The 20,439-nt window shown below is 58.2% G+C and carries 24 protein-coding genes; 13 read left to right on the forward strand and 11 right to left on the reverse strand.

Annotated elements, in window-relative coordinates; all coding sequences use genetic code 11:
- Positions 1 to 6 precede the first annotated feature (6 nt).
- Positions 7 to 216 carry a cold-shock protein gene (locus AAHA39_RS00085; RefSeq protein WP_005302803.1) on the forward strand — a complete coding sequence of 70 codons (210 nt, stop codon included), beginning with the start codon at positions 7 to 9 and terminating at the stop codon, positions 214 to 216.
- 92 nt (positions 217 to 308) lie between these two features.
- Positions 309 to 614 (forward strand): hypothetical protein, encoded by a 306-nt coding sequence (locus AAHA39_RS00090; RefSeq protein ID WP_043850543.1) that lies wholly within the window; start codon positions 309 to 311, stop codon positions 612 to 614.
- Here AAHA39_RS00090 and AAHA39_RS00095 read toward each other — a convergent pair.
- Positions 601 to 849, reverse strand: coding sequence for a TIGR02647 family protein (locus AAHA39_RS00095; protein WP_033113423.1), 249 nt, complete (start codon positions 847 to 849; stop codon positions 601 to 603). The genes AAHA39_RS00090 and AAHA39_RS00095 overlap by 14 nt on opposite strands.
- Before the next feature lie 245 nt (positions 850 to 1,094).
- Here AAHA39_RS00095 and AAHA39_RS00100 point away from each other — a divergent pair, with 245 nt between their 5' ends.
- Both AAHA39_RS00100 and AAHA39_RS00105 read left to right on the forward strand, forming a co-directional pair.
- Entirely contained in the window at positions 1,095 to 1,649 is a 555-nt protein-coding gene (locus AAHA39_RS00100; RefSeq protein WP_320655895.1) for a hypothetical protein, read from the forward strand.
- Positions 1,650 to 1,808: 159 nt separating this feature from the next.
- Complete coding sequence (locus AAHA39_RS00105; RefSeq protein ID WP_071911694.1) at positions 1,809 to 2,201, forward strand: DUF2750 domain-containing protein; 393 nt, start codon at positions 1,809 to 1,811, stop codon at positions 2,199 to 2,201.
- A gap of 98 nt (positions 2,202 to 2,299) precedes the next feature.
- On the opposite strand, the gene AAHA39_RS00110 is transcribed toward AAHA39_RS00105, so the two are convergent.
- From AAHA39_RS00110 to AAHA39_RS00130, 5 genes are all read right to left on the reverse strand, one after another.
- Entirely contained in the window at positions 2,300 to 4,150 is a 1,851-nt protein-coding gene (locus AAHA39_RS00110; protein WP_320655894.1) for an extracellular solute-binding protein, read from the reverse strand.
- Between the two features lie 122 nt (positions 4,151 to 4,272).
- Complete coding sequence (locus AAHA39_RS00115) at positions 4,273 to 5,166, reverse strand: EamA family transporter (RefSeq protein ID WP_182927612.1); 894 nt, start codon at positions 5,164 to 5,166, stop codon at positions 4,273 to 4,275.
- A 122-nt stretch (positions 5,167 to 5,288) separates the two neighbouring features.
- On the reverse strand, positions 5,289 to 6,035 hold the full coding sequence (locus AAHA39_RS00120; RefSeq protein WP_060390145.1) for a DeoR/GlpR family DNA-binding transcription regulator: 747 nt from the start codon (positions 6,033 to 6,035) through the stop codon (positions 5,289 to 5,291).
- A 93-nt stretch (positions 6,036 to 6,128) separates the two neighbouring features.
- Positions 6,129 to 8,561, reverse strand: coding sequence for a formate C-acetyltransferase/glycerol dehydratase family glycyl radical enzyme (locus AAHA39_RS00125; RefSeq protein WP_320655893.1), 2,433 nt, complete (start codon positions 8,559 to 8,561; stop codon positions 6,129 to 6,131).
- A gap of 52 nt (positions 8,562 to 8,613) precedes the next feature.
- Complete coding sequence (locus AAHA39_RS00130; protein ID WP_320655892.1) at positions 8,614 to 9,510, reverse strand: glycyl-radical enzyme activating protein; 897 nt, start codon at positions 9,508 to 9,510, stop codon at positions 8,614 to 8,616.
- Positions 9,511 to 9,638: 128 nt separating this feature from the next.
- Between AAHA39_RS00130 and fsa the strand changes: the two genes are divergently transcribed.
- Both fsa and AAHA39_RS00140 read left to right on the forward strand, forming a co-directional pair.
- On the forward strand, positions 9,639 to 10,289 hold the full coding sequence (gene fsa / locus AAHA39_RS00135) for a fructose-6-phosphate aldolase (protein WP_106552945.1): 651 nt from the start codon (positions 9,639 to 9,641) through the stop codon (positions 10,287 to 10,289).
- 98 nt (positions 10,290 to 10,387) lie between these two features.
- Positions 10,388 to 10,576, forward strand: a complete 189-nt coding sequence (locus AAHA39_RS00140; protein WP_320655891.1) for a hypothetical protein — start codon at positions 10,388 to 10,390, stop codon at positions 10,574 to 10,576.
- Positions 10,577 to 10,587: 11 nt separating this feature from the next.
- Here the strand turns inward: AAHA39_RS00140 and AAHA39_RS00145 are convergent, their stop codons facing one another.
- Entirely contained in the window at positions 10,588 to 11,787 is a 1,200-nt protein-coding gene (locus tag AAHA39_RS00145; RefSeq protein WP_041209843.1) for an HD-GYP domain-containing protein, read from the reverse strand.
- A gap of 166 nt (positions 11,788 to 11,953) precedes the next feature.
- Here AAHA39_RS00145 and rsuA point away from each other — a divergent pair, with 166 nt between their 5' ends.
- Positions 11,954 to 12,646, forward strand: coding sequence for a 16S rRNA pseudouridine(516) synthase RsuA (gene rsuA, locus AAHA39_RS00150; RefSeq protein WP_279008761.1), 693 nt, complete (start codon positions 11,954 to 11,956; stop codon positions 12,644 to 12,646).
- A 13-nt stretch (positions 12,647 to 12,659) separates the two neighbouring features.
- Here rsuA and AAHA39_RS00155 read toward each other — a convergent pair whose 3' ends face one another.
- Positions 12,660 to 13,559, reverse strand: coding sequence for a DMT family transporter (locus tag AAHA39_RS00155; RefSeq protein WP_201906910.1), 900 nt, complete (start codon positions 13,557 to 13,559; stop codon positions 12,660 to 12,662).
- 156 nt (positions 13,560 to 13,715) lie between these two features.
- On the opposite strand from AAHA39_RS00155, the gene AAHA39_RS00160 reads away from it, so the two are divergent.
- Both AAHA39_RS00160 and yfcE read left to right on the forward strand, forming a co-directional pair.
- The gene (locus AAHA39_RS00160) at positions 13,716 to 15,353 is read left to right on the forward strand and encodes a peptide ABC transporter substrate-binding protein (protein WP_320655890.1); all 1,638 of its coding nucleotides are present in this window, start codon (positions 13,716 to 13,718) and stop codon (positions 15,351 to 15,353) included.
- Positions 15,354 to 15,363: 10 nt separating this feature from the next.
- Complete coding sequence (gene yfcE / locus AAHA39_RS00165; protein ID WP_236763175.1) at positions 15,364 to 15,906, forward strand: phosphodiesterase; 543 nt, start codon at positions 15,364 to 15,366, stop codon at positions 15,904 to 15,906.
- Between the two features lie 44 nt (positions 15,907 to 15,950).
- On the opposite strand, the gene AAHA39_RS00170 is transcribed toward yfcE, so the two are convergent.
- The 3 genes from AAHA39_RS00170 to flgA all read right to left on the reverse strand — a co-directional run bounded on the left by AAHA39_RS00170 (position 15,951) and on the right by flgA (position 17,470).
- Positions 15,951 to 16,367: a flagella synthesis protein FlgN gene (locus tag AAHA39_RS00170; RefSeq protein WP_041209848.1), complete on the reverse strand. Its 417-nt coding sequence runs from the start codon at positions 16,365 to 16,367 to the stop codon at positions 15,951 to 15,953.
- Positions 16,364 to 16,693 carry a flagellar biosynthesis anti-sigma factor FlgM gene (gene flgM / locus AAHA39_RS00175; RefSeq protein ID WP_041209849.1) on the reverse strand — a complete coding sequence of 110 codons (330 nt, stop codon included), beginning with the start codon at positions 16,691 to 16,693 and terminating at the stop codon, positions 16,364 to 16,366. The genes AAHA39_RS00170 and flgM overlap by 4 nt, the downstream gene beginning before the upstream one ends.
- Before the next feature lie 93 nt (positions 16,694 to 16,786).
- Positions 16,787 to 17,470, reverse strand: a complete 684-nt coding sequence (flgA, locus tag AAHA39_RS00180) for a flagellar basal body P-ring formation chaperone FlgA (RefSeq protein WP_082044087.1) — start codon at positions 17,468 to 17,470, stop codon at positions 16,787 to 16,789.
- 144 nt (positions 17,471 to 17,614) lie between these two features.
- Here flgA and AAHA39_RS00185 point away from each other — a divergent pair, with 144 nt between their 5' ends.
- From AAHA39_RS00185 to flgC, 4 genes are all read left to right on the forward strand, one after another.
- Positions 17,615 to 18,526 carry a chemotaxis protein CheV gene (locus AAHA39_RS00185; protein WP_033114353.1) on the forward strand — a complete coding sequence of 304 codons (912 nt, stop codon included), beginning with the start codon at positions 17,615 to 17,617 and terminating at the stop codon, positions 18,524 to 18,526.
- 17 nt (positions 18,527 to 18,543) lie between these two features.
- Complete coding sequence (locus AAHA39_RS00190) at positions 18,544 to 19,368, forward strand: CheR family methyltransferase (RefSeq protein WP_033114354.1); 825 nt, start codon at positions 18,544 to 18,546, stop codon at positions 19,366 to 19,368.
- Positions 19,369 to 19,610: 242 nt separating this feature from the next.
- Entirely contained in the window at positions 19,611 to 20,012 is a 402-nt protein-coding gene (gene flgB, locus AAHA39_RS00195; RefSeq protein ID WP_033114355.1) for a flagellar basal body rod protein FlgB, read from the forward strand.
- Positions 20,012 to 20,431 (forward strand): flagellar basal body rod protein FlgC, encoded by a 420-nt coding sequence (gene flgC, locus AAHA39_RS00200; RefSeq protein WP_033114356.1) that lies wholly within the window; start codon positions 20,012 to 20,014, stop codon positions 20,429 to 20,431. Before flgB ends, flgC begins: the two co-directional genes overlap by 1 nt.
- Positions 20,432 to 20,439 lie beyond the last annotated feature (8 nt).

Genomic DNA, 20,439 nt, shown 5'->3' on the forward strand with positions numbered 1-20,439 from the left:
AAAGATATGTCTAACATGATCACCGGTACCGTTAAGTTTTTCAACGAAACCAAAGGTTTTGGCTTCATCCAGCAAGAAAACGGCCCGGACGTTTTCGTTCACTTCAGCGCCATTCAAGGTAACGGTTTCCGTACCCTGGCTGAAGGTCAGCGCGTACAGTTCTCTGTGACCCAAGGTCAGAAAGGCCCGCAGGCTGAGAACGTAACTGCTCTGTAATTCTTACAGAATTTAAGAAAGCCGTGGTGCCTCTGGTACCACGGCTTTTTGTTTATATGGCCTTTGTTCCTGACTCATACGGTGTGTGAATCATGTTCCAGACCCTGTTGCTCCTGACAGCATTGACCCCGATTGTGGATGAGCCCGTGCCGGTACAGGCAGCTATGGAGGCAGAGAGGGTTTGCCAGCAGTTTGTCCATGTGCGGCTAGGTGAAGAGCGGCAACCGGACGAAATTGAGGCCCGCCTGATCCCCGACAGGGAGTCAGAGTGGCTGGTCGATGGCAAAGTAAAAGGACCCGAAGGTCCTTTGCTGTTTGCCTGTCATCTCCATCAGGGAGAGCGCTGGGAGCTGCTCAATTTTTCGCTGTGGGCTCCCCAGCCGGTCAAAGCGGTTTGAGTGCGACCAGCAGGTGCTGCAGATGCTCTACCATGGTCATGCCAAACGGGGTGAGGTAGCCGCCATCTTCGGCACTGATGAGCCCCTGCTGATGCAGGCGAACCGCTGCCTGGCACAGCTCTTCAGACATGTCGCTGCGTAATTTGATGCCCAGGCTCATGTTGGCCGGATCAAAGCATGCCAGTATCTTCAACTGGTTTATTACGTCATCAGAAATCTGATCGATACCAATCATGGATCTACTCCTTACGCTAAAGATGTATGCAAACTAGCACTCCCGGATCCACTTTAGTGGGCGCTGGTTCAAACTATTGGTCTTTGTCTCTGCCATACCCTACCGAGTGCTGTTTTTTTGGGCGTAATCAGATGGTTGCCACTTCTCCCTACAAGCCCCTCACCATGCCAAACGTGATAGGATAGAGCCCTCCTGTTAACCGGACGGTTCGCTTGCGACTGTTCGCCCAGTTCAAGGTATTGCTCATGGTCAAGATCACTCTGGTATCCCTGCTGCATTCACACTCTGCCGGTTTTCCGGTCTACCCCGTCTCGCTGTTGACCTCCTTGCTGGAGAGTCATGAGGGTGATCTGTGGTTGCCTGCCCGCAAGGGGAGCGATATTGCCCAACTACGCAAGCATGCCAAAGGGGCTCAGGCCCGTGAACTGGCAAGTCTCGATGCCGGCTGGTGCGACTTTGCCACCGGTAAGGAGGGGGCGACTGCCGAGCTTGATGCCCTGGCCAACTACGATGCCGAGATGATGGAGAATCTGCAGATGTATTGGCACAGTGCGGCCAAGATCAACAGTCCCATCAGTGACAACCTGTTCGAGCTGCGTCGCGAAGTGGTCGATGAAGCGCACGGTACCAAACTGGCGACAGCCTGGCTGGCGCAGCAGCAACTTCGCTTCGAGCAGTTGATGAGCTTGGCGGCGAGTGGTCGGGATCAGCTCTGCTTTGTCGAGGTCGAGTCAGCCTACTGGCTGCGGCAAAAACTGAGTGAAACAGCGGATGTGGAGCTGATCACCCCGGCGTTTTAATCCGGCCAATGTGGCGAGCCTGGCTTTTTTATCCGGCTCCCTGCTCTATCCTTATGGGCGTTTCGCTTCCCCCGTCTGGCGTCAGGGGGCGGCAGGCTGGACAAGCTGACCACAAGATGTGAACATGGCGCCCTTTATCGATTGAGAGAGACTTGGCCAATGAGCTATGAACTGAGCGACACCGAGCGCAATGCCGCGCTGCAACTGAACGCTGACTACCGTTACGATCACTTCATCAGCAAGCTGGTCGAGCATGAAGAGCTGTTTGTGCTGACTGACGAGCACGGCGTCATGATGCTGACTACCGACGATGAAGATTGCATCCCAGTATGGCCGCATCCGGAATACGCCAAGGCGTGGGCCGAAGGGGAGTGGGCCGAGTGCAAGCCGCAGTCCATCACTCTCAAGGTGTGGCTGGAGCGCTGGATCGACGGCATGGAGCAGGACGAACTGTGCGTCGCCGTGTTCCCGACTCCGGATCAGGAAGGCATTGTGCTGGAGCCGGCCGACATCGCTGACGCTATTGCCCAGAAGCAGGCCAAGCGTGGCTAATCGCCCCCAGCTCGACGCGAGCAACTGAGGTTGCAAAAAAACCGGTTGCAAAAGAAGACCCCGCCAGTGTGCGGGGTCTTTTTGTATCTGCCGCTGGTTCAGGACTGCTTGAAGCGGGTATCGACCTGAGTTACGGGAGGGAAGCTCTGGCCGCTCTTGATGGCCTCCTGCGTTTCACTTTTTACCTGTTCGTCGATCCAGAACAGACCGCCATAGCTGTAACCACTGTTGCCGCCATCGAGGGGCCAGTGGAGCAACTCGCTCTTGGGTGTAGCGGGCACCTTGGGCAGTTTTATCCAGCGCCAGGCCCCATCACGGGTGTAGGGCACCTGATAGGTGGGCACGAAGCTGGCCAGCTCATAGAGCCTCTGCTGGATCTGGCGCGACAGCTCGGCCTTTTTGCCAAAATCGAAAGCCTTGTCGTACTGCTCTACCAGGGCGGTCATCGCCTCGTCATCGATGTTCATGATGTTGTTGGTTTGCGGTTTGTGGGCGTTGATCTTGTGAAAGTGCTCCCAGTAGGCAGGGTAGCGACCAGAACTCCAGGCCATCCAGGCACTCTGGTGCTTTTTCTCCAGCATCGACTTGAAACCGGCCGAGGCGTCCATCAGGTTGAGCTCCAAATTGAGTCCCGCCTTCTTGGCCTCTTCCCGCAGCAGGGTCAGACGCTGGGCGTGCTCTGCCGTGGTGTAGGTGATGGTCAGGGTAAGCGGCTCCCCCTTGCCGTTTTGCAAAATACCGTCAGGGCCGGCGGAGGTGAAACCCGCCTTGGCAAAGTAGGAGCGTGCCAGTTTCGGATCGAAGGAGCGGGCCTTGAGCTCGGTGTTGGTAAAATCTCCCTGACCCGCGCCGTAGCTGTTGAGGCGCTGATAATCCCCCCGCAGCAGGGAGGTGAGCATCTTGTCGATGTTGAGAGCGTGCTGGATGCCGAGCCGCACATCGAGATTGCTCAGCAGCGGATCGGCGGTGTTGAGATAGAGGCCCGTGGGGGATTGCGGGGTCTGGTTGTAGAACCAGAGCCGCTCGATATAGCCCTTCTCGAACTCCGGAGTTTTGCTCTTGTCATGCCACCAGTTGGGCATCACCAGTGGGAAGGTATCGAGCTCGCCGCGCAGGAAGTACTGCCAGGCGATGTTCTGATCCCTGATCACCTTGATCTCGAGTCGTTCGGGATTGAAGCGGTGCTGGAAGTAGCGCTCGTCATTGCCCCACCAATCATTGACCCGCTTGAAAGTGACCGACTTGCCCTTCTTCACCTCGTCGATCTGGTAGGGGCCGGTGACCGGCAGCACCTTCCAGTTGTACTCCTTGACCCAATTGCTGGTGAGCTTGATGGCATGGCTTGGCTCCGGGCTGATGGGCAGTGACTCCAGCAGATCCTGGCGACTCTTTGCAATGCCGCTGGTGATGGAGAGGGTGTGGTCGTCAAAGCGGGTCACATCGACAATCTGGGTACTGTAGTAGTTGTTGTACCAGGGATCGTTTATCTCCTTGCTGCGCATCATCTTGAGGGTAAACACCCAGTCATCGGCGGTAACCGGTTGGCCGTCCGACCAGCGAGCCTTGGGGTTGATGCGAAAATAGAGGGTCTTGTTGTCGGAGCCGAAAGCCCATTCACTCGCCAGCATCGGCATGGGGTTGCCGGTAATTGGGTGAGTGGCCAGCAGCGGCAGGTTGGTCTCCCTGACATAGGCGGCAAACGCCCCGTTGGAGTCGGGCCCGAACTTGCGCAGGGTGAGGGGGAAACTGGTGACGAAGTCGCGGAATGTCCCCCCCCGTTTGGCAGCAGGATCCGCGTAAACGGGATCCGTGTTGTTGCTCTCCCACTTCAAATCGGCTGGCAGGGTGGCGCTCCAGCCGTAGTGACTCAAACAGAGGGTCAGGGTGATGGCACTGGTGCGAAGAAGGCGCGGGATGATCCGGGATCCGGCGGTGAATGTCGATGGCATATCCTTGCTCTCCTGATAGCTGCGTCCTGCAGGTCACCTGATGGTGGCTTCAGCCCCGTTGGGGGCTGGCTCATGATGGAAATTTTCCTCGCCCCGGTCAATGGCGGCGGGCAAATAACGGATCAGGCGGCGGCCTGCGGTTTGAACCAGCGCAGCCGGCCGCCCAGCAGATGCACCACAAAGCCGAGTAGCACCAGCGCAGAGCCCAGCCACTGCAACGCAGTGGGATGCTCGTCCAGCAGCAGGGCTGCCGCTACCATACCGACACAGGGCACCAGCAGGGAGAGGGGAGCCACCTGTGCTACCGGATAGCGCATCAGCAGCCGCCCCCACAGGCCGTAGCCGAGCCAGGTGGCGACAAAGGAGAGATAGAGCACGCACAGGAAACCCTGCCAGCTGATATTGAGCAGGCTGCTGGTCATCAGTTCCGGCCCCTCGAACAGCCAGGAGAGTGCGAAGAAGGGGAGGATGGGCACCACTCCGCCCCAGGCGATAAGGCTGGGCAGCGTGGTTTGGTAGTGCAGCCCGATCTGGCGATTGATGACGTTGCCAAGGCCCCAGCAGGCGGCCGCGCAGAGGGTCAGCACGAAGCCGAGCAGGGTGAGATTGCCTTCGCCATGGGTGGCGATGAGATAGAGGCCGGCCCCTGCCAGCGGCAGGGCTATCCAGTGGTGGGGTTGCCAGCGTTCACCCAGCCAGATCATGGCGAACAGCAGGGTGAAGACTACCTGGGATTGCAGTACCAGTGAAGCCATGCCCGCCGGCATGCCGAACTTCATGGCGCAGAATAGAAAGGAGAACTGGCCCAGACTGATGGCACCGCCATAGGCCAACAGCCAGCGCCAGGGCATGGCGGGTCTGGGGACCAGCAAGATGGCGGGAAAGACCACACCGACAAAGCGCAGCGCCCCCAGCAGCAACGGGGGAATGCCCTCCAACCCCCATTTGATGGCGACGAAGTTGAGCCCCCAGCAGAGAATGACCAGTGCGGCCAGAAACTTGTCCTTGATGTGCATGCGGCGTCCTTCGGTTCGTGGCCCGGGAGAGGCCAAAAGAGGACGAGCATACCCCAGCCTCGGTGGGCGCCGTCAAGCCGGCAGGCGGTGGAGCAACCTAGCAACGGGGGGCAAGGTGCGATTCAGGCGGCGACGCAGTGCACTGTGATGCCACGCGCGGCCAGGGTGGCCCGCATGGGGGCGGGCAGGGCGTCGTCGGTGACCAACACGCCGATCTGGCCCGGCATACCGAGCGGGCTCGGGTGGATGGCGCCGAACTTGCTGCTGTCGGTGATGACCACATTGGTCACCCCCTTGGCCAGCACGCTGTTGACCACGTCTGCCCGCATCATGTCGCGGCCGGTGAAGCCCATCTCGGGATGAAAGCCGTCCACCCCGATGAAGGCCTTGGAGAAGTGCACCTGCTCGATGCACAGTCGGGTCAGCGGCCCCACGACGCTCTCGCTCTGATGCTGGAACAGGCCACCGAGCAGCACTACCTGAGCCTGGGTGTCGCGCAGCAGGTGGGCGATGTAACTACTGATGGTGATGATGGTGACCCGCTTGTGCAGGGCCAGATGGCGGGCCAGCAGGGCGTTGGCGCTGCCCCCCTCGATAAAGACCGTCTCGCCATCCTCCACCAGCTGGGCGGCCCGCTCGGCGAGGCGCTCCTTGAGCAGGTAGTTGATGTTCATCCGGGCATCGGGGTCGTCGCTCTCCAGCGCCATGGCCGAGCCGTGCACCCGCTTGAGCAGCCCCTGCTTTTCGAGAGCGGTCAGGTCGTTGCGCACCGTCACCTCCGAGACCCCGGTACGTTGGGATAGCTCGCTCACGCTCATCTTGCGGGCCTGATGGACCAGGGTGAGGATCAGTTGGTGGCGTGGGTTCATGGGACCTCGCTGGTTGACAGTGGATAGCGGCAAGCCACCCCGCGGGTGGCTTGCCGGTCATATAAGGGGCACAGCTGCCCCTGGTGGGGCCCGTCAGAGACTGTGCTCGGTTCGGGCGATGATATCATCTTGCGCATCGGGGGATAAGGCGGTGAAGAAGGCCGAGTAACCCGCCACCCGCACCACCAGATCCCGGTACTGATCGGGATGGGCCTTGGCCGCCAGCAGGGTTTCCCGCGAGACGATGTTGTACTGCACGTGCCACCCCTTGTGTACCTCGAAGAAGGTGCGCAGCAGGCTCATCAGCTTGGCCTTGTCCCGCTCGTTTTCAAGGCTGGCCGGGCTCAGCTTCTGGTTGAGCAGAACGCCGCCGAGAATGGCCGCCGTGGGCAGCTTGCCAAGGGAGTTGAACACCGCCGTGGGGCCGAGGCGATCCGAACCCGACGAGGGGCTGGCCCCTTCCGCCAGCGGGGTGCGGGCGTGGCGGCCATCAGGGGTGGCCATGGTGGCCGCCCCGAAGGGTACGTTGGCCGAGATGGAGGAGGTGCCCGCATAGTAGGTGCCGCCGATGGGGCCGCGCCCGAAACGGGTGTTGTGCAGCCCCTTGAGTTCGTCGATGTAGCTCTGGTAGGCCTGTACCAGCAGCATGTCTACCTCGTCCAGATCGTTGCCATATTTGGGGGCGGCATTGGTGAGGCGCATGCGCAGTTGCTCGCCTTTGACCCCGGCAAAATCCTGCTCGAGTGCTTCGGCCAGTTCACTCTGATCTACCACCCCCTGTTCGAACACCAGTTTCTTCAGCGCCGCCAGACTGTTGCCCAGGTTGGCGATCCCCACTTGCAAGCCGGAGACCCAGTCATAGACGGCGCCCCCCTGCTTGATGGTCTTGCCGCGCTCGATGCAGTCATCCACCAGGGCGCTGCAGAGAATGTCGTGGGCCTGAGCCTCCAGCACGCTGTCGACCACGCAGTCGATCTCGATGGATTTTCGGGTGAAGTAGCGCACCTGCTCGTCCCAGCGGGCCATCACCTCGTCGAAGTGGCCGAACGTGCCATCCCGCAGCGACTGGGGCTGAGGCAAAAAGACCTTGCCGGTGGTGGCATCGCAGCCACCATCGAGCGCCGCCAGCAGGATGCGGGCGAAGTTGATAAAGCTCATGCCGGTGCAGCGATAGCCCCACTTGCCGGGCACTGCGGTCTCGATGCAGCCGATGGCGGCGTAGTGGTGGGCATCCTCCTCACTTACCCCGAGCTTGATGAACTCGGGGATCACCACCTCGTCGTTGTTGAAGGCGGGCATGCCAAAGCCGCAGCGGATCACCTGAATGCAGGCGTCGAGAAAATCTTCGCTCATGCCGGCGTGGTAGCGCACCGAGAGGTTGGGCTGGGTCGAGCGCAACTGGCCACAGGACTCCAGAATCGCGTAGGAGAGACCGTTGACCGCGTCATGGGCTTTACCCCCCTGCCAGTTCTGGCCGCCGATGGTGACGTTCTGATAGAGCGGGCTGCCGGCGGATGCCTTGGAGTGGGTGCCGGAGCGGATCTTGTTCACCTCCAGCAACTTGAGCCAGCACCCTTGCAACAGCTCGATGGCGCGTGTCCGTGGCAGGGATTCCGACAATTCCACCTCGCGGCGATACCAGGGATAGAGGTACTGATCCATCCGGCCAAACGACACCGAGTGGCCGTTAGACTCGATCTGCAGGATGAGCTGGATGAAGTAGCAGAGCTGCAGCGCCTGCCAGAAGGTCTCGGGGGGCCGGTGGGCGATGTGAGCGCAGTTGAGGGCGATGGTCTCAAGTTCACTGCGGCGCTCGGGGCGCGATTCCTGTGCTGCCATGTCGCGGGCCAGCGCGGCGTAGCGTTCGATGTGCAGGCTGACGGCATCGAAGGTGATGGCGACGGCCTGTAAAAACTGCTCGCGTTGCAGATCGGCCCAGTCAGCCAGATCGAGCCGGCTGCGACGCTCGGCTACCTTGGCCTTGAGGCCATCGAGACCGAGGGCAAGCAGCTGCTCGTAATTGACCGCGAGGTGGGCATCCCCCGAGGTCATGTTGCCCTCGGCCTTGATGATGCCGCTCTCAAGCAGTCCCTTCTGTTCATCGGTAAAGAGGCCGTAGCAGCGATCCTGCACCGTCTGGCCGCGCCAGAAGGGGGTGAGGGTGTGGATGATCTGCTTGTCTCTCATGCTCACCGCAAAGCCGGCACCGGGGCGGTCGGCCAGCTCGTCGATCTCCTTCTCGATCCAGCCCACCGTGTATTCGGGAAAGAGCGGCGCCGCCCGCACCTGACTGGCCTGGTTGCCGACGATGAGCTCGTCGTGCTTGATCCAGATGGTGCGCTCCTTGAGGTGGTGGGCCAGCGCCAGGGCGCGGCGCACCGGCAGCGGCCGGGCCAGATGGGCCTGATAGGCCTCGGTGTAGTGACGGGCGCGCTCGGTGCAGACCGGCGGTTGGACGATGTGGATCAGGCTCTCCTTGTGGGCACGGATCCGCGGGGGCAGGGTAGTGAGGTCGAGCTGGGTCATGGTCTTATCCTCTGGTCATTGGGCAGTGAGTGGCTGATGTCATGGGGTGTTGCTAGCCCCGGGTGAGTGGGGTCAGCCCTTGCGCACGGGCACACTCATGGGCAAAGGCGAGCAGTGCCGGGTCATCGAGTGGCTGCAGGGGGGCCTGATAGGGTTGGTCGAGCAGGGCGTATTTGCCTGCGCCCAGGGTGTGGTAGGGGAGAAAGTGGATCTCCTGCACAGTGCCAAGGCTGGCGGCAGCTTGGGTGATGGCCTCTATGGATGCGTGGTCAGCATTGAAGCCGGGGATGAGCGGCACCCGGATCTGCATGGCCACGCCGCGCTCGGCCAGACGCTTGAGGTTGGCCAGGGGCAGGGCGACCTTGCCGCGAGTCCAGTCGAAGAAGCGCTCCTCATCCACATGCTTGAGATCCGCCAGCAGCAGGTCGAGGTGGGGGAGGCTAGGTTCAATCTGGTGCCAGGGCACGTGCAGGCAACTTTCCACTGCGGTATGCAGTCCCTCGGCCTTGCAGCGGGCCAGCAGATCGGCAGCAAATTCGGGCTGCATAAACGGCTCGCCACCGGAGAGGGTCACTCCGCCGCCGCTGCGCTCGAAGAAAGGGCGGTCCCGCAAGATGGTGGCCATCAGGGTGTCCAGGCTCTCCTCTTGGCCGCACACCTGCAGCGCTTCGCTGGGGCAGAGGCCGCGCAGCCGTTCCACATCCTGATTGCCGAGGGCTGAGCGGACGAGCTGGACACCCTGGCTGTCACGCAAGATTGCCGGACAGGCATCGCTGCAGAGCCGGCATCCCTCGATGCATTGGCGCCGGTCGAGTAGTATGTCCGGCTTGGGAGAGCGGCTTTCCGGGTTTTGACACCAGCGACAGGCCAGCGAGCACCCCTTGAGAAATACCAAGGTGCGAATGCCGGGGCCATCGTGAGTTGAATATCGTTGCAGGTCAAAAATCATACCGCCTCCTTTTGTATTTGCATTCTATTTGCTTTCGTTCGAAAGTTGATTTGATTTTGATCAACTAAATTGCAGATGTTATCTGGCTAAAATGGCGACAGATTGAACATCCCTTTAAGGAGTCAGAGATGGAGCTTTATCTCGATACTGCCGATGTGGCTGCGGTGCGCCGCTGGTCACGGATCCTGCCGCTGGCTGGCGTCACCACCAATCCGTCCATTACCGCGGCAGGCGGCATGCCGCTGACCGAGTTGCTGCCCGCCCTGCGGGAGGTGCTTGGGCCCAAGGCACGCCTGTTTGCCCAGGTGATGACCAAGACCGAGACCGAGATGGTGCGCGAGGCGTTTGCCCTGCGTGAACTGGACCGCGATCTGGTGATCAAGATCCCGGTATGTGAAGAGGGATTGGCGGCCATCAAGACCCTGACTGCCAACGGGGTGCCGACGCTGGGGACGGCGGTCTATACCCCGCTGCAGGGCTGGCTGGCGGCGGTAGCGGGGGCAGAATACGTAGCGCCTTACGTCAACCGGCTGGATGCGCAGGGGGGCGACGGCATCGCCACCGTGCAGGAGCTGCAGCAACTGCTGGCGCTGCATGTTCCGGGCAGCAAGGTGCTGGCGGCGTCGTTCCGCACGCCGCGCCAGGCGCTCGACTGCCTGCTGGCGGGCTGCCAGTCCATCACTCTGCCGCTCGACGTGGCCGAGCAGCTGCTGAGAGTACCGGCGGTGGATGCGGCGCTGGCAAAATTCGATCAGGATTGGCAGCAGGCATTTGCCTGAACCTGATTGAAGGCAAGATGACGGGGTGGCAGAGGGCTAAGCTATAAGGGAGAGCCCGACGTGACGGGCTGGTGTCGATGGCTAATCGGAGGTGCCCCATGAGCGACCATACCCTGCTGCCCCATGGTGAAGATCTGCGCCGCGCCGTGCGCTGGCTCAGCGAGCACCATCAACACGACATCCGGGCCATCGAAGAGGCGTGCATCCGCTTTGATCTGTCGCCGCTGGATGAGGAGTTTCTCATCCAGCATTGCGCCGAGCGGCGGCGAGAAGGCGAGTCGGGCTAGACGGAGCGGATTTAGACGAAGTTGGCCAGATTGATGCCAAACTCCTTGGGATCAACCGTGTTCTCGATGGTTTCCTGAACCCCGTTTTTGGCGAGATCCAGCCACTGCACATCAAGGTAGTGGCGCTGGGTCGCGTGATAGATCACCTTGACCACCGGCTTGAGCGGCTCCTGCTGATTGCGCTGCATGACAATGGCCAGCCGCTGGTTTGACAGCTGCACCAGCGTACCCACTGGATAGACCCCCATGCATTTGATGAACTTGGTGACCAGCTCGGCATCGAAGTGACTGTGCAGTCCCTTGAGCAGGATGCGAAACGCCTGGGTCGGTTGCATCCCCGCCTTGTAGACCCGATCTGCAGTGATGGCATCATAGACATCAACAATGCCGCTCATGCGGGTATAGAGCGAGAGCTGATCGCCTTTGAGCCGCTGTGGATAACCGGTGCCATCGAGCCGCTCGTGGTGATTGGCCGCCACTTCCAGCATGGTGGGGGTGATGCCGGGAGTGTTGCTCAAGATCTCGTAGCTGTGCACCACATGCTGGCGCATGATGGCGAACTCCTCGTCGGTCAGCTTGCCCGGTTTGTTGAGCACCTCGTCGGGCGTCATGATCTTGCCCACATCGTGCAGCAAGCCCCCGAGCGTCAGCTCCTTGAGCACGCTGCGCTCCAGCCCCAGATAGCGGCCAAAGTTGGCCAGCAGGATGGCGACGTTCATGGAGTGCTCCATCAGGTAGGCATCCTTGGCGCGGATGCGAGCCAGACAGAGCATGGCGTCGCCGTGGGTAAACATGGTGTCTACCATCTCTTCGGCGACTTCGGCCAGCGGGGTGATATCGATGGGTTCGCCTGCCTTGAGATGGCTGATGAACTTGCCTTGCAGCTCGCGAGCTTCCTGATAGAGGCGGCGGATCTTGAGCTCCTTGCCCTCACCGTTGGCACTGACCCGGCGTCTGGCCTGATCGCTGCCGTTGCCAAGTTCGGGCGACGCGACCGCTTCGCTCTCGGCATGACCCAGCTTGCTGCGGGAGAGATCGATCCGCACCGTGAGAACACCCTGACGAACCAGATTGGCAATTTGTCCCTGAGTGGTGACCAACCCCATCTGGGCAATTTCCATTCCGCCTGTCTGACTGGCAATAGCGATGACATACATGCCGGGTTTTAGCTGATTGACGGGGATGACAGGATAGGATGCTTGAGACTTCATGGCGGCTTCCCGAGGTTTATTATTATGAGTATCGCCCGTGATGGGCCATAGCGCAGTGTAACATCGGATGGCCACTTCGTCACAATTGGCCGCCCGTTAACAGTGGCGTTGTCGCCCCCGCCAGATATAATGTTGCCCCTTTACTTTTTGGACTCCGAGGTTGTGAATGCGGCTTGATAAATTTCTGTGCGACTGTTCCGATTTGACCCGTTCGCTCGCTGGCAAACTGATCCGTCAGGGTGAGGTCATGGTGGATGGCATCGTGGTCAAGCAGCCGGCGTTTCACATCAATGAAGAGAGCCAGATCGAGTTCGACGGCGTCACTCTCACTCTGGATCGCCGCAATCGCTACTTCATGCTGCACAAACCCGAGGGATATGTCTGCTCCAACGAGGATCCCGATCATCCGACCGTCTTCTTCCTGATGGATGAACCCTCCATGGGCAAGCTGCACGTGGTGGGGCGCCTTGACCTCGACACCACCGGACTGGTGCTGGTGACCGATGATGGTCAGTGGTCCCATCGCATCACTTCTCCCCGCCACGAGTGTGCCAAGACCTATCACGTCTGGCTGGCCGATCCGGTGAGCCCGGATGCCATCGCCCTCTTTGCCGAAGGTGTGCTGCTGCGCAGTGAAACCGAGAAGACTCGCCCTGCCCAGCTGGAGTTACTGGGGGAGTGCGAGGCGCGTCTCACCATTCATGAGGGCAAGTACCATCAGGTGAAGCGGATGTTTGCCGCCATCGGCAACAAGGTGGTGGGTCTGCACCGCGAGCAGGTCGGTGGCTTGGCGCTGGATGAAGATCTGGCACCCGGCGAGTACCGTGAACTCACCGCAGACGAGATTGCTCTCTTCTAAATCCTCCCGGGTGTCAGTGGCCGCTGGCACCCAGTACCAGCACTGTGCCCAGCGTGGCGAGCAGGGTTCCGCACCATGCCGCCGCCGAAGGCCGTTCCCCCGAGTGCCACCACAAGAGCGGCAGCAGGATCACCGGCGTGGTGGAGGAGAGGATCGCCACCATTCCCACGTCGCCGTGTCGCAATGCGAGCAGGATCAGCGTCATCCCGAGTGCCATGGCCAGAAAGCCGTTGATGGCAATCATGCCGAAGATTTGACGGTTGATGGGACGAAATGCTCGGGTCAGCGGCAATCCGGTCAGCCGCAATGCGCAGTGGGCCAGCAGGGCACTGACCATCCTGACTCCCGATGCACTCACCGCATCGACGTTGCCGCTCATCATGACCGGCTTGGCGATGATGGCGCCCAGACTCTGACAGAGGGCGGCGGTGAGGCCCAGCGCTACACCGATGGTCAAACTTCCCCGTATCCGCTCCCATTCGCTGCCACTGCTGCGTCGACCAAACAGAATGGCCAGCATGACGCCGGCAAAGACCAGCAGGGCACCAGTCAGTCGCGAGCCGGTCAACTGTTCGTTGAAGATCCAGAGTCCGAGCAGGGCAGAGAAGAGGGCATGGCAGGAGAAGAGCAAACCGCTGCGCCGCGGGCCGAGCCGGTTCATGCAGGCGTAGAGCGCGGTGTCGCCGATAAAGATGCCGATCAGGCCGGACAGGGCGAGCAGGGGAAGGGTGCTACCGGAGAGGGTGTGCCAGCCGCCTGTCAGCAGACTGATGCTGCCAAGCATCAGGCTGACCAGAAACATCCGCCAGCGGCTATAGGCAAACGGGCCCAGATGGCGGGCTGGTTTGACCGAAATCAGGGCGGCAACTGCCCATAAACTGGCCGATGCGAGAGCCAGCCACTCATAACCCATAAAAACTCCCGAAAAAATTAACCCTAAAGACTCCATCTCCGGGGCAAGCCCGATACAATACGGGGCGTTTTCGGGGATAACAAGGGCGGCATCAGGCATTCATCAGGCGCGCCGTCGGCCTTCCCCTCCTGCAGTGGTTTTATTCGAGGTTTTGTCATGAGGTATGGTCTCTTCCCCCGGCTGGCGCAACGCTGGCTTTCCCCGCTTTTACTCGGTGTGCTGGCGTTGCCGCCGGTATACGCCACTACGGTGGAGATGGCGCCCCGCTTGTCGGATCGGCAGGTGCTGGTCAAGGGTAATGGCGGTGAACCCGACTCTCTGGATCCGGCGCTGATGCGCAGCGGTTTTCCCGGGGAGGAGGTGTTGGTGGATCTCTTTGAAGGTCTGGTTAGCGAGGATGGCCAGGGACGCATTGTTCCTGCCCAGGCTGCGCGTTGGGAAGTGAGCGAAGATGGCCTCGAGTGGCGGTTTTTCCTGCGCCCCCAGTTGAAGTGGTCCAATGGTGATCCGCTGGTTGCCGATGACTTTGTCTACGCCTGGCGCCGGCTGCTTGATCCTGCCCTCGGTTCCCCCTCGGCGACCTTGCTGCTGACTGCCGGGATCAACAATGCCCAGTCCATCTATGCCGGTGCGCTGGAGCCCGCCAATCTCGGGGTCGAGGCGCAGAGCGCCCAGATCCTGAAGGTTACTCTGGAACGACCGGTGCCCTATTTCCTGCAGCTCATCAGCCAGCTGCCATTCGTGCCGGTCAATCAGCAGGCGATCGCCCGTTTTGGCAAACAGTGGACCGAGCCCGGCAAGCTGGTGAGCAATGGCGCTTACCGCTTGGCAAACCGGGTGACCAACGAGCGGCTTGAAGCGGAGCGCAACAGCAATTACTGGAATGATCGCCATACCCGCATTCAGCGAGTCACCTATCTGCCCATTGCCTCACAACATGCCGAGCGCTTGCGTTATGAGGCGGGGGAGATACAGCTGACCAACCGGGTGTCGCCCGACTATTACCAGAAGATGAAGCAGAGCGATCCGTTGCGAGTCTGGGGATCGCCGTTGCTGGGCACCTATCTCTACACCTTCAATATGCGCCGCCCCGAGTTGCAGGATGTGCGGGTGCGCCAGGCGCTCTCCATTGCCATCGACCGCTATCAGTTGGCCAAGTCGGTGATCGGTCAGGAGGATCTGGCGGCCTGGTCTCTGGTGCCTGATATGCCGGGTTACTCCCACCTCTCTCTCCCTGTGGCACTGGAGGACCAGATGACCCGCCAGGCCAGGGCCGTTGCATTGCTGACCGCTGCCGGTTACAGCAGTGCTCATCCACTCAGGCTTAGCATTACCTACAACACGGCTGATACCCACAAGAAGATTGCCACCTTGATTGCCGGTATGTGGCGTCAGTTGGGGGTTGAGGTCACGCTCAACAATCTGGAGTGGAACAACTATCAGGTCGCCAAGGATAGCGGTGATTTTCTGGTGGCAAGAAGCTTTCTGTTCGGTGATTACGTCGAGCCCTCGGCCATGCTGAACAGTTTCCGCTGCCAGGATCTGCGCAACGAAAGCGGTTACTGCAATCCCGATTTTGATCTGTTGCTGGAACAGGCTACCAGCACTCTGGATGAGAAGAGCAGGGTTGCACTCTATCAGCATGCCGAACAGCTGCTGATGGAAGAGGCGCCCATCATCCCCGTGTATCATTACAACCAGATGCGATTGGTTGATCCCACTTTGCACGGGCTGCCCAGCCAGAATCTGAAAGGGACGATTGCCACCAAGGATCTCTATTTCGGCCCGCTGTAAGGAGCACCTAATGAAACTTGCCATTATTTCCGACATTCACGGCAGCATCACTGCACTGGGTCAGGTGCTGTCACGGCTGGACACCTGGCAGCCCGACCACTACCTGTTGCTCGGCGATCTGCTCAACCACGGCCCTCGCAATCCCGTGCCTGAAGGATACAACCCGGCTGCAGTTGCCGAGCGGCTCAACGAGCTGGCCCCCTATATCATGGCGGTGCGGGGAAATTGCGATTCCGAAGTGGATCAGATGCTGCTCGCGTTTCCCATCACAGCCCCTTACAACCAGCTACTGGTTGATGGGCGCCGCTGGTTTATGAGTCACGGTCATCTCTACCGCCCCGATGAGGTACAACTGCCTGCGGACAGTGTATTTTTGAGCGGCCATAGCCATGTTCCGGTACTGGAGCGGCAGGGAGACCAGATCTTGATGAATCCGGGCTCCATCTGTTTTCCACGCGGTGAACTGCCGGCCAGTTATGGCTGCTATGAGGCGGGAGTCCTGAGCGTCAAGAGTTGTGTCGACGGGCGAGAATTACTGCGACTGGCGCTGTAGGTCTTATTGATTGTAGAAAGTGGCAAGGCCCGACTCGTCGAGAGTCAGGCCTTGATACCGAAGGAGCGGGTACCTGAGCGGGTATTGCCCTTGGCATCGTAGGTGAGGCTGTTGCGATCGCGCAGCTGGCTCAGAAAGCTCGCCAGACGGCGATTGGAGACAATACTGAGCTCCAGCAGTCGACCGTTGAGGTCATTTTGTTCCTGACAGGCATCCAGTTTTTCCCGGATCCGGGTCATCTCGTCAGGATAAGCCGCCAGTTGCTGAGCCAACTCAGGCAATTGGGCCAGCTGTTTATCCAGACTCTCTATTTCAGCAAGCAGCAGCTGTTTTCGCTCGGTGAGCTCGGGCAGGGCCAGTGCCTGATGCTTTTCGAGCAAGGAGAACTCCTCTTCCAGAATGCTTTGCATCTGGCTGAGGTGTTCATCCTGGGTGTGCAGTAACGAAGGCAGATCCATCATCCGAGAACTTTGTCCAGATTGGTCTCAAAGCTGAACATCTTCTTGGCCACAGCTTCGCTGTTCACCTGATATTCGCCACTGGCAACGGCTTTTTTGAGCCGCTCGACCTTGCTTTCGTTGCCGGTAGAGGCCGTATTGAGATTCTGCTGCATCTTTTGCAATTGTTGGGCCTCACTGGTCAAGGAGACGGAGTCCAGCTTGACTGCAGCCGCTTTATTTTCGGGCTCTGGCGAAGAAGAGGTGACTGACTTGTTGCCTGTCCCCTGGCTGCTAACGGTGTTTTGCAACCGATTATTCGCCAAGTTGTTGATATTGTTGATGGCCATTTGAGTTACCTTCGTCTGCTTTAAGGTTTGCTTACCTGTTTATCGGTGCGGCAGGTCAAAACTTTAGAAAAAAGTTGGTGATAAACCCGACATTTAAAAAGCGACCGTTACGGCACCGACTGCACTGACTTTTCCTTCGACAGTTTTTCCGGAGCGAATATTAACAAGCTTGATGATCTCTCCGAAGCTGCCATCTTGCAAGGCTCGGGCCATGGTTTTGATCTGGAAGCTGCTATTTTCGGCTGTCAGAGTGACCTGATCTCCTTTGCATACTACACACACCTGACTCAAACGGATTGGTTGCCCCGGTTTGATTTCTCGTTTGCTGCGTACGCCGACCAGCATGCTCATGTCGGTCAGGTAGTCGCCGCGGATCAGCGTCTGATCCTGATAACCCAGTTGCAGCTGGCTTTCACTCAATAGGTCGCCTTTGGCAATCGGAGCGTTGACCGTTACATAGGGCTTCTGGATGCTCACTCGAACCGGAAGATAGACATCCCAGGGTTTGTCTTCCTCACATTTCAGGTAAACTGTTGTATTACGGCGAATTTCCATTTTTCCAGGTAAGCTGATGGTCAATAGATCGTCGCAGCGGGTCAATGGAAGTCGGTCATCAAGGGTTGCCGCCGTTACTTCAGCCCTGGCATCTAATGGCACCTCGAGCTGGTTAAACACGAACTCTTGTGCTTTTTCTTGCAAATAGGTGGTGACGTCCGAGGCGTGGCTGGAAGAGATGCTGCCAAAAAAGAGGCTGATGAGTAAAAGTCGGTTAATCATTTTTGCTCGTTGGTCGATAAGTTGTTCACGCATATCACCATATTTAACTATGATTGCTTCAGAATCTGTTCGTTGTCACATCGATAGTCTGACGCAATCCATCACGCATGCATGATTAATGCCAAGCGTTTTTAGGGAGTGTTTATGGCCAGTATCCTGGACTCGGTCAACCAACGTACCCAGCTAGTGGGGCAAAACCGGCTGGAGTTGTTGTTGTTTCGTCTCAATGGACGTCAAAGATTTGGCATCAACGTATTCAAAGTGCGTGAAGTGTTGCAGTGTCCTCCCTTGACCGTGATGCCCAAGCTGAACTCCTGCATTCGCGGGGTAGCGCATATTCGGGGTCAGACTATTTCGGTTATTGACCTGAGCATGGCGATGGGCAAACGTCCCATTGAAGACCTGAGCAAGTGCTTCATTATTATCTCCGAGTACAACCGCTCCATTCAGGGATTTTTGGTTCACTCGGTCGAGCGCATCATCAACATGAACTGGGAATCAATTCTACCGCCGCCGAAGGGGGCAGGCCGTATCAACTACATGACGGCTGTTACCGAAGTGGACGGTGAGTTGGTTGAAATTCTCGACGTTGAACGCATCCTCAACGAGATCTCTCCGGTCTCCACCGAGGTTAGTCAGGAGCTGGTTGAAGCGAGTGTTGAACACCCCACTCTCGGACGCCCTGTGCTGGTAGCTGATGACTCATCTGTTGCTCGTAAACAGGTTCAACGTGCACTTGAGGCGATCGGGGTTGAGTGTGTATTGGCAAAAGATGGCCGTGAAGCATTGAACATGCTGCTCGAAATGACCAAAAATGGACCGATCAAAGAGCAGATTGCCCTCGTCATTTCGGATATCGAGATGCCGGAGATGGATGGTTACACCTTCACTGCCGAGATCCGCAATAATCCCAACCTCAAAGATTTGCATGTTATTCTGCACACATCCCTCAGTGGAGTATTCAACCAGGCAATGGTGCAGAAAGTGGGGGCCAACAATTTTATCGCCAAGTTCCAACCGGATGAATTGGCCAAGGCCGTACAAAACGCACTCTAATAAAGAAGAACAGCTGCATGAAGACACTTTCGGACGACTTATACAAACAGTTCAGCAATTTTCTGGCAGTACAGAGCGGAATCGTGCTGGGTGATAACAAACAGTATCTGGTGAAGAGCCGTCTTTCACCTTTGATGGCTCAGTTTGGCATCGAGAGTCTGTCTGACCTGGTTACCCGTGCAATGAGTGTGCGAGAGCGTGACCTGAAAATGGCAGTGGTAGATGCCATGACTACCAACGAGACTCTCTGGTTTCGTGACACCTATCCGTTCCAGTTGCTGACTGACAAGATTTTCCCTGAACTGGGTAAAAGTGGCCGCCCCGTCAAAATTTGGTCTGCGGCGTCATCATCTGGTCAGGAGCCATACTCCATTGCCATGACGGCGCTGGAACAGCAGATGAAAAAACCTGGCACCCTGCCTGGTGGTGTACAGATCGTGGGAACGGATATTTCGACTACCATGCTCAACCAGTGCAAAGAGGGTGTCTACGACAGCCTTGCATTGGCGCGGGGCTTGTCACCTGAGCGCAAGAAGATGTTCTTTGAACCCTACGGTGACAATAAAATGCGGGTGGTGGAACGAGTCAGAAAATTGACCACGTTCCGTCCCTTGAATCTGCTGGAAAGCTATAGCTTGCTCGGTAAATTTGACATTATTTTCTGTCGTAACGTGCTAATTTATTTTGCCCCGGAAGTTAAGTCAAAGATCCTCAACCAGTTTGCTGCAAGCCTCAATCCGGGAGGATATCTGATGCTGGGGGCATCAGAGTCACTGGCCGGTTTGACTGACCGATTCGAGATGATCCGTTGCAATCCAGGGATTGTTTACAAGGTGAAATAGGCCTTCAATCCGCACTCCTGCAGGATTGACAGAATAGCGGCAATCTCACCCCAAAGGGAGGCACAATGCCTCCCTCTTTATTTATGCCAGAAGCCCTCTGTGCGTGGATCTTCCATCGTCAGCCTGTTTATTGGCGTGTTCCGTGCTTTCTGATGATGCAACCCCTTCCTTGCTTACCTTTCATTACCAGTTGTTTGTGGCATAGCTCTTGCTTGGAAACAGTATCAAGCAGGAGGTGAGCTATGGCTCTTTCATTCGACAAGGCATTTGGTGTTCATCAATACACGCTGGGGGTCCGTGCCAAGCGTGCAGAAGTGCTATCCAGCAATATTGCCAATGCCGATACCCCAGGCTACAAGGCCAGAGATATCGACTTTGCACAGGCATTGCAGGATGCACAGCACCAACAACAGGGGTTTGGTCTGGCGACCACCAGCGAAAAACACTTTGCCTTGAATATGGATGCCCCCGGTTCGGTTCAATATCGCAACCCGTTGCAGCCCGATACTGGAGACGGCAATACGGTGGATGTGCAGCAGGAGCGCACAGAGTTTCTGCGTAACAGCCTTGAGTATCAGACCTCCCTTGAATTCATGAATAGCAAGATCAGCGGCCTGCTCAAGGCGCTGAAAGGAGAACAGTGATGAGTTTGTTCAAGGTTTTTGACATCGCAGGCTCTGCCATGAGCGCGCAGACCGTGCGGCTCAACACTGTTGCCAGCAACATGGCCAACGCAGATAGCGTCAGCTCCAGTGTGGAAAAAACTTACCATGCCCGGCGGCCAATCTTTGCCGCTCAGCTCGATCAGGCTATGTCTGATAATCAGGGCTCGGTTGGGGTAGAGGTGAAAGGGATTGTGGAGAGCAAGGCTCCATTGCTCAAGGAGTACAACCCCAATCATCCGATGGCAGACAAGGATGGCTTCATTTTCAAGCCGAACGTCAACATGGTTGAAGAGATGGCGGACATGATCAATGCCTCGCGCAGCTATCAAACGAACGTTCAGGTTGCAGACTCGGCCAAGAAAATGCTTCAGCAGACGCTGAATCTTGGCAAGTCCTGATAGGGGGA

Source organism: Aeromonas sp. SE22 (assembly GCF_038739755.1).
Classification (GTDB): Bacteria; Pseudomonadota; Gammaproteobacteria; order Enterobacterales; family Aeromonadaceae; genus Aeromonas; species Aeromonas jandaei.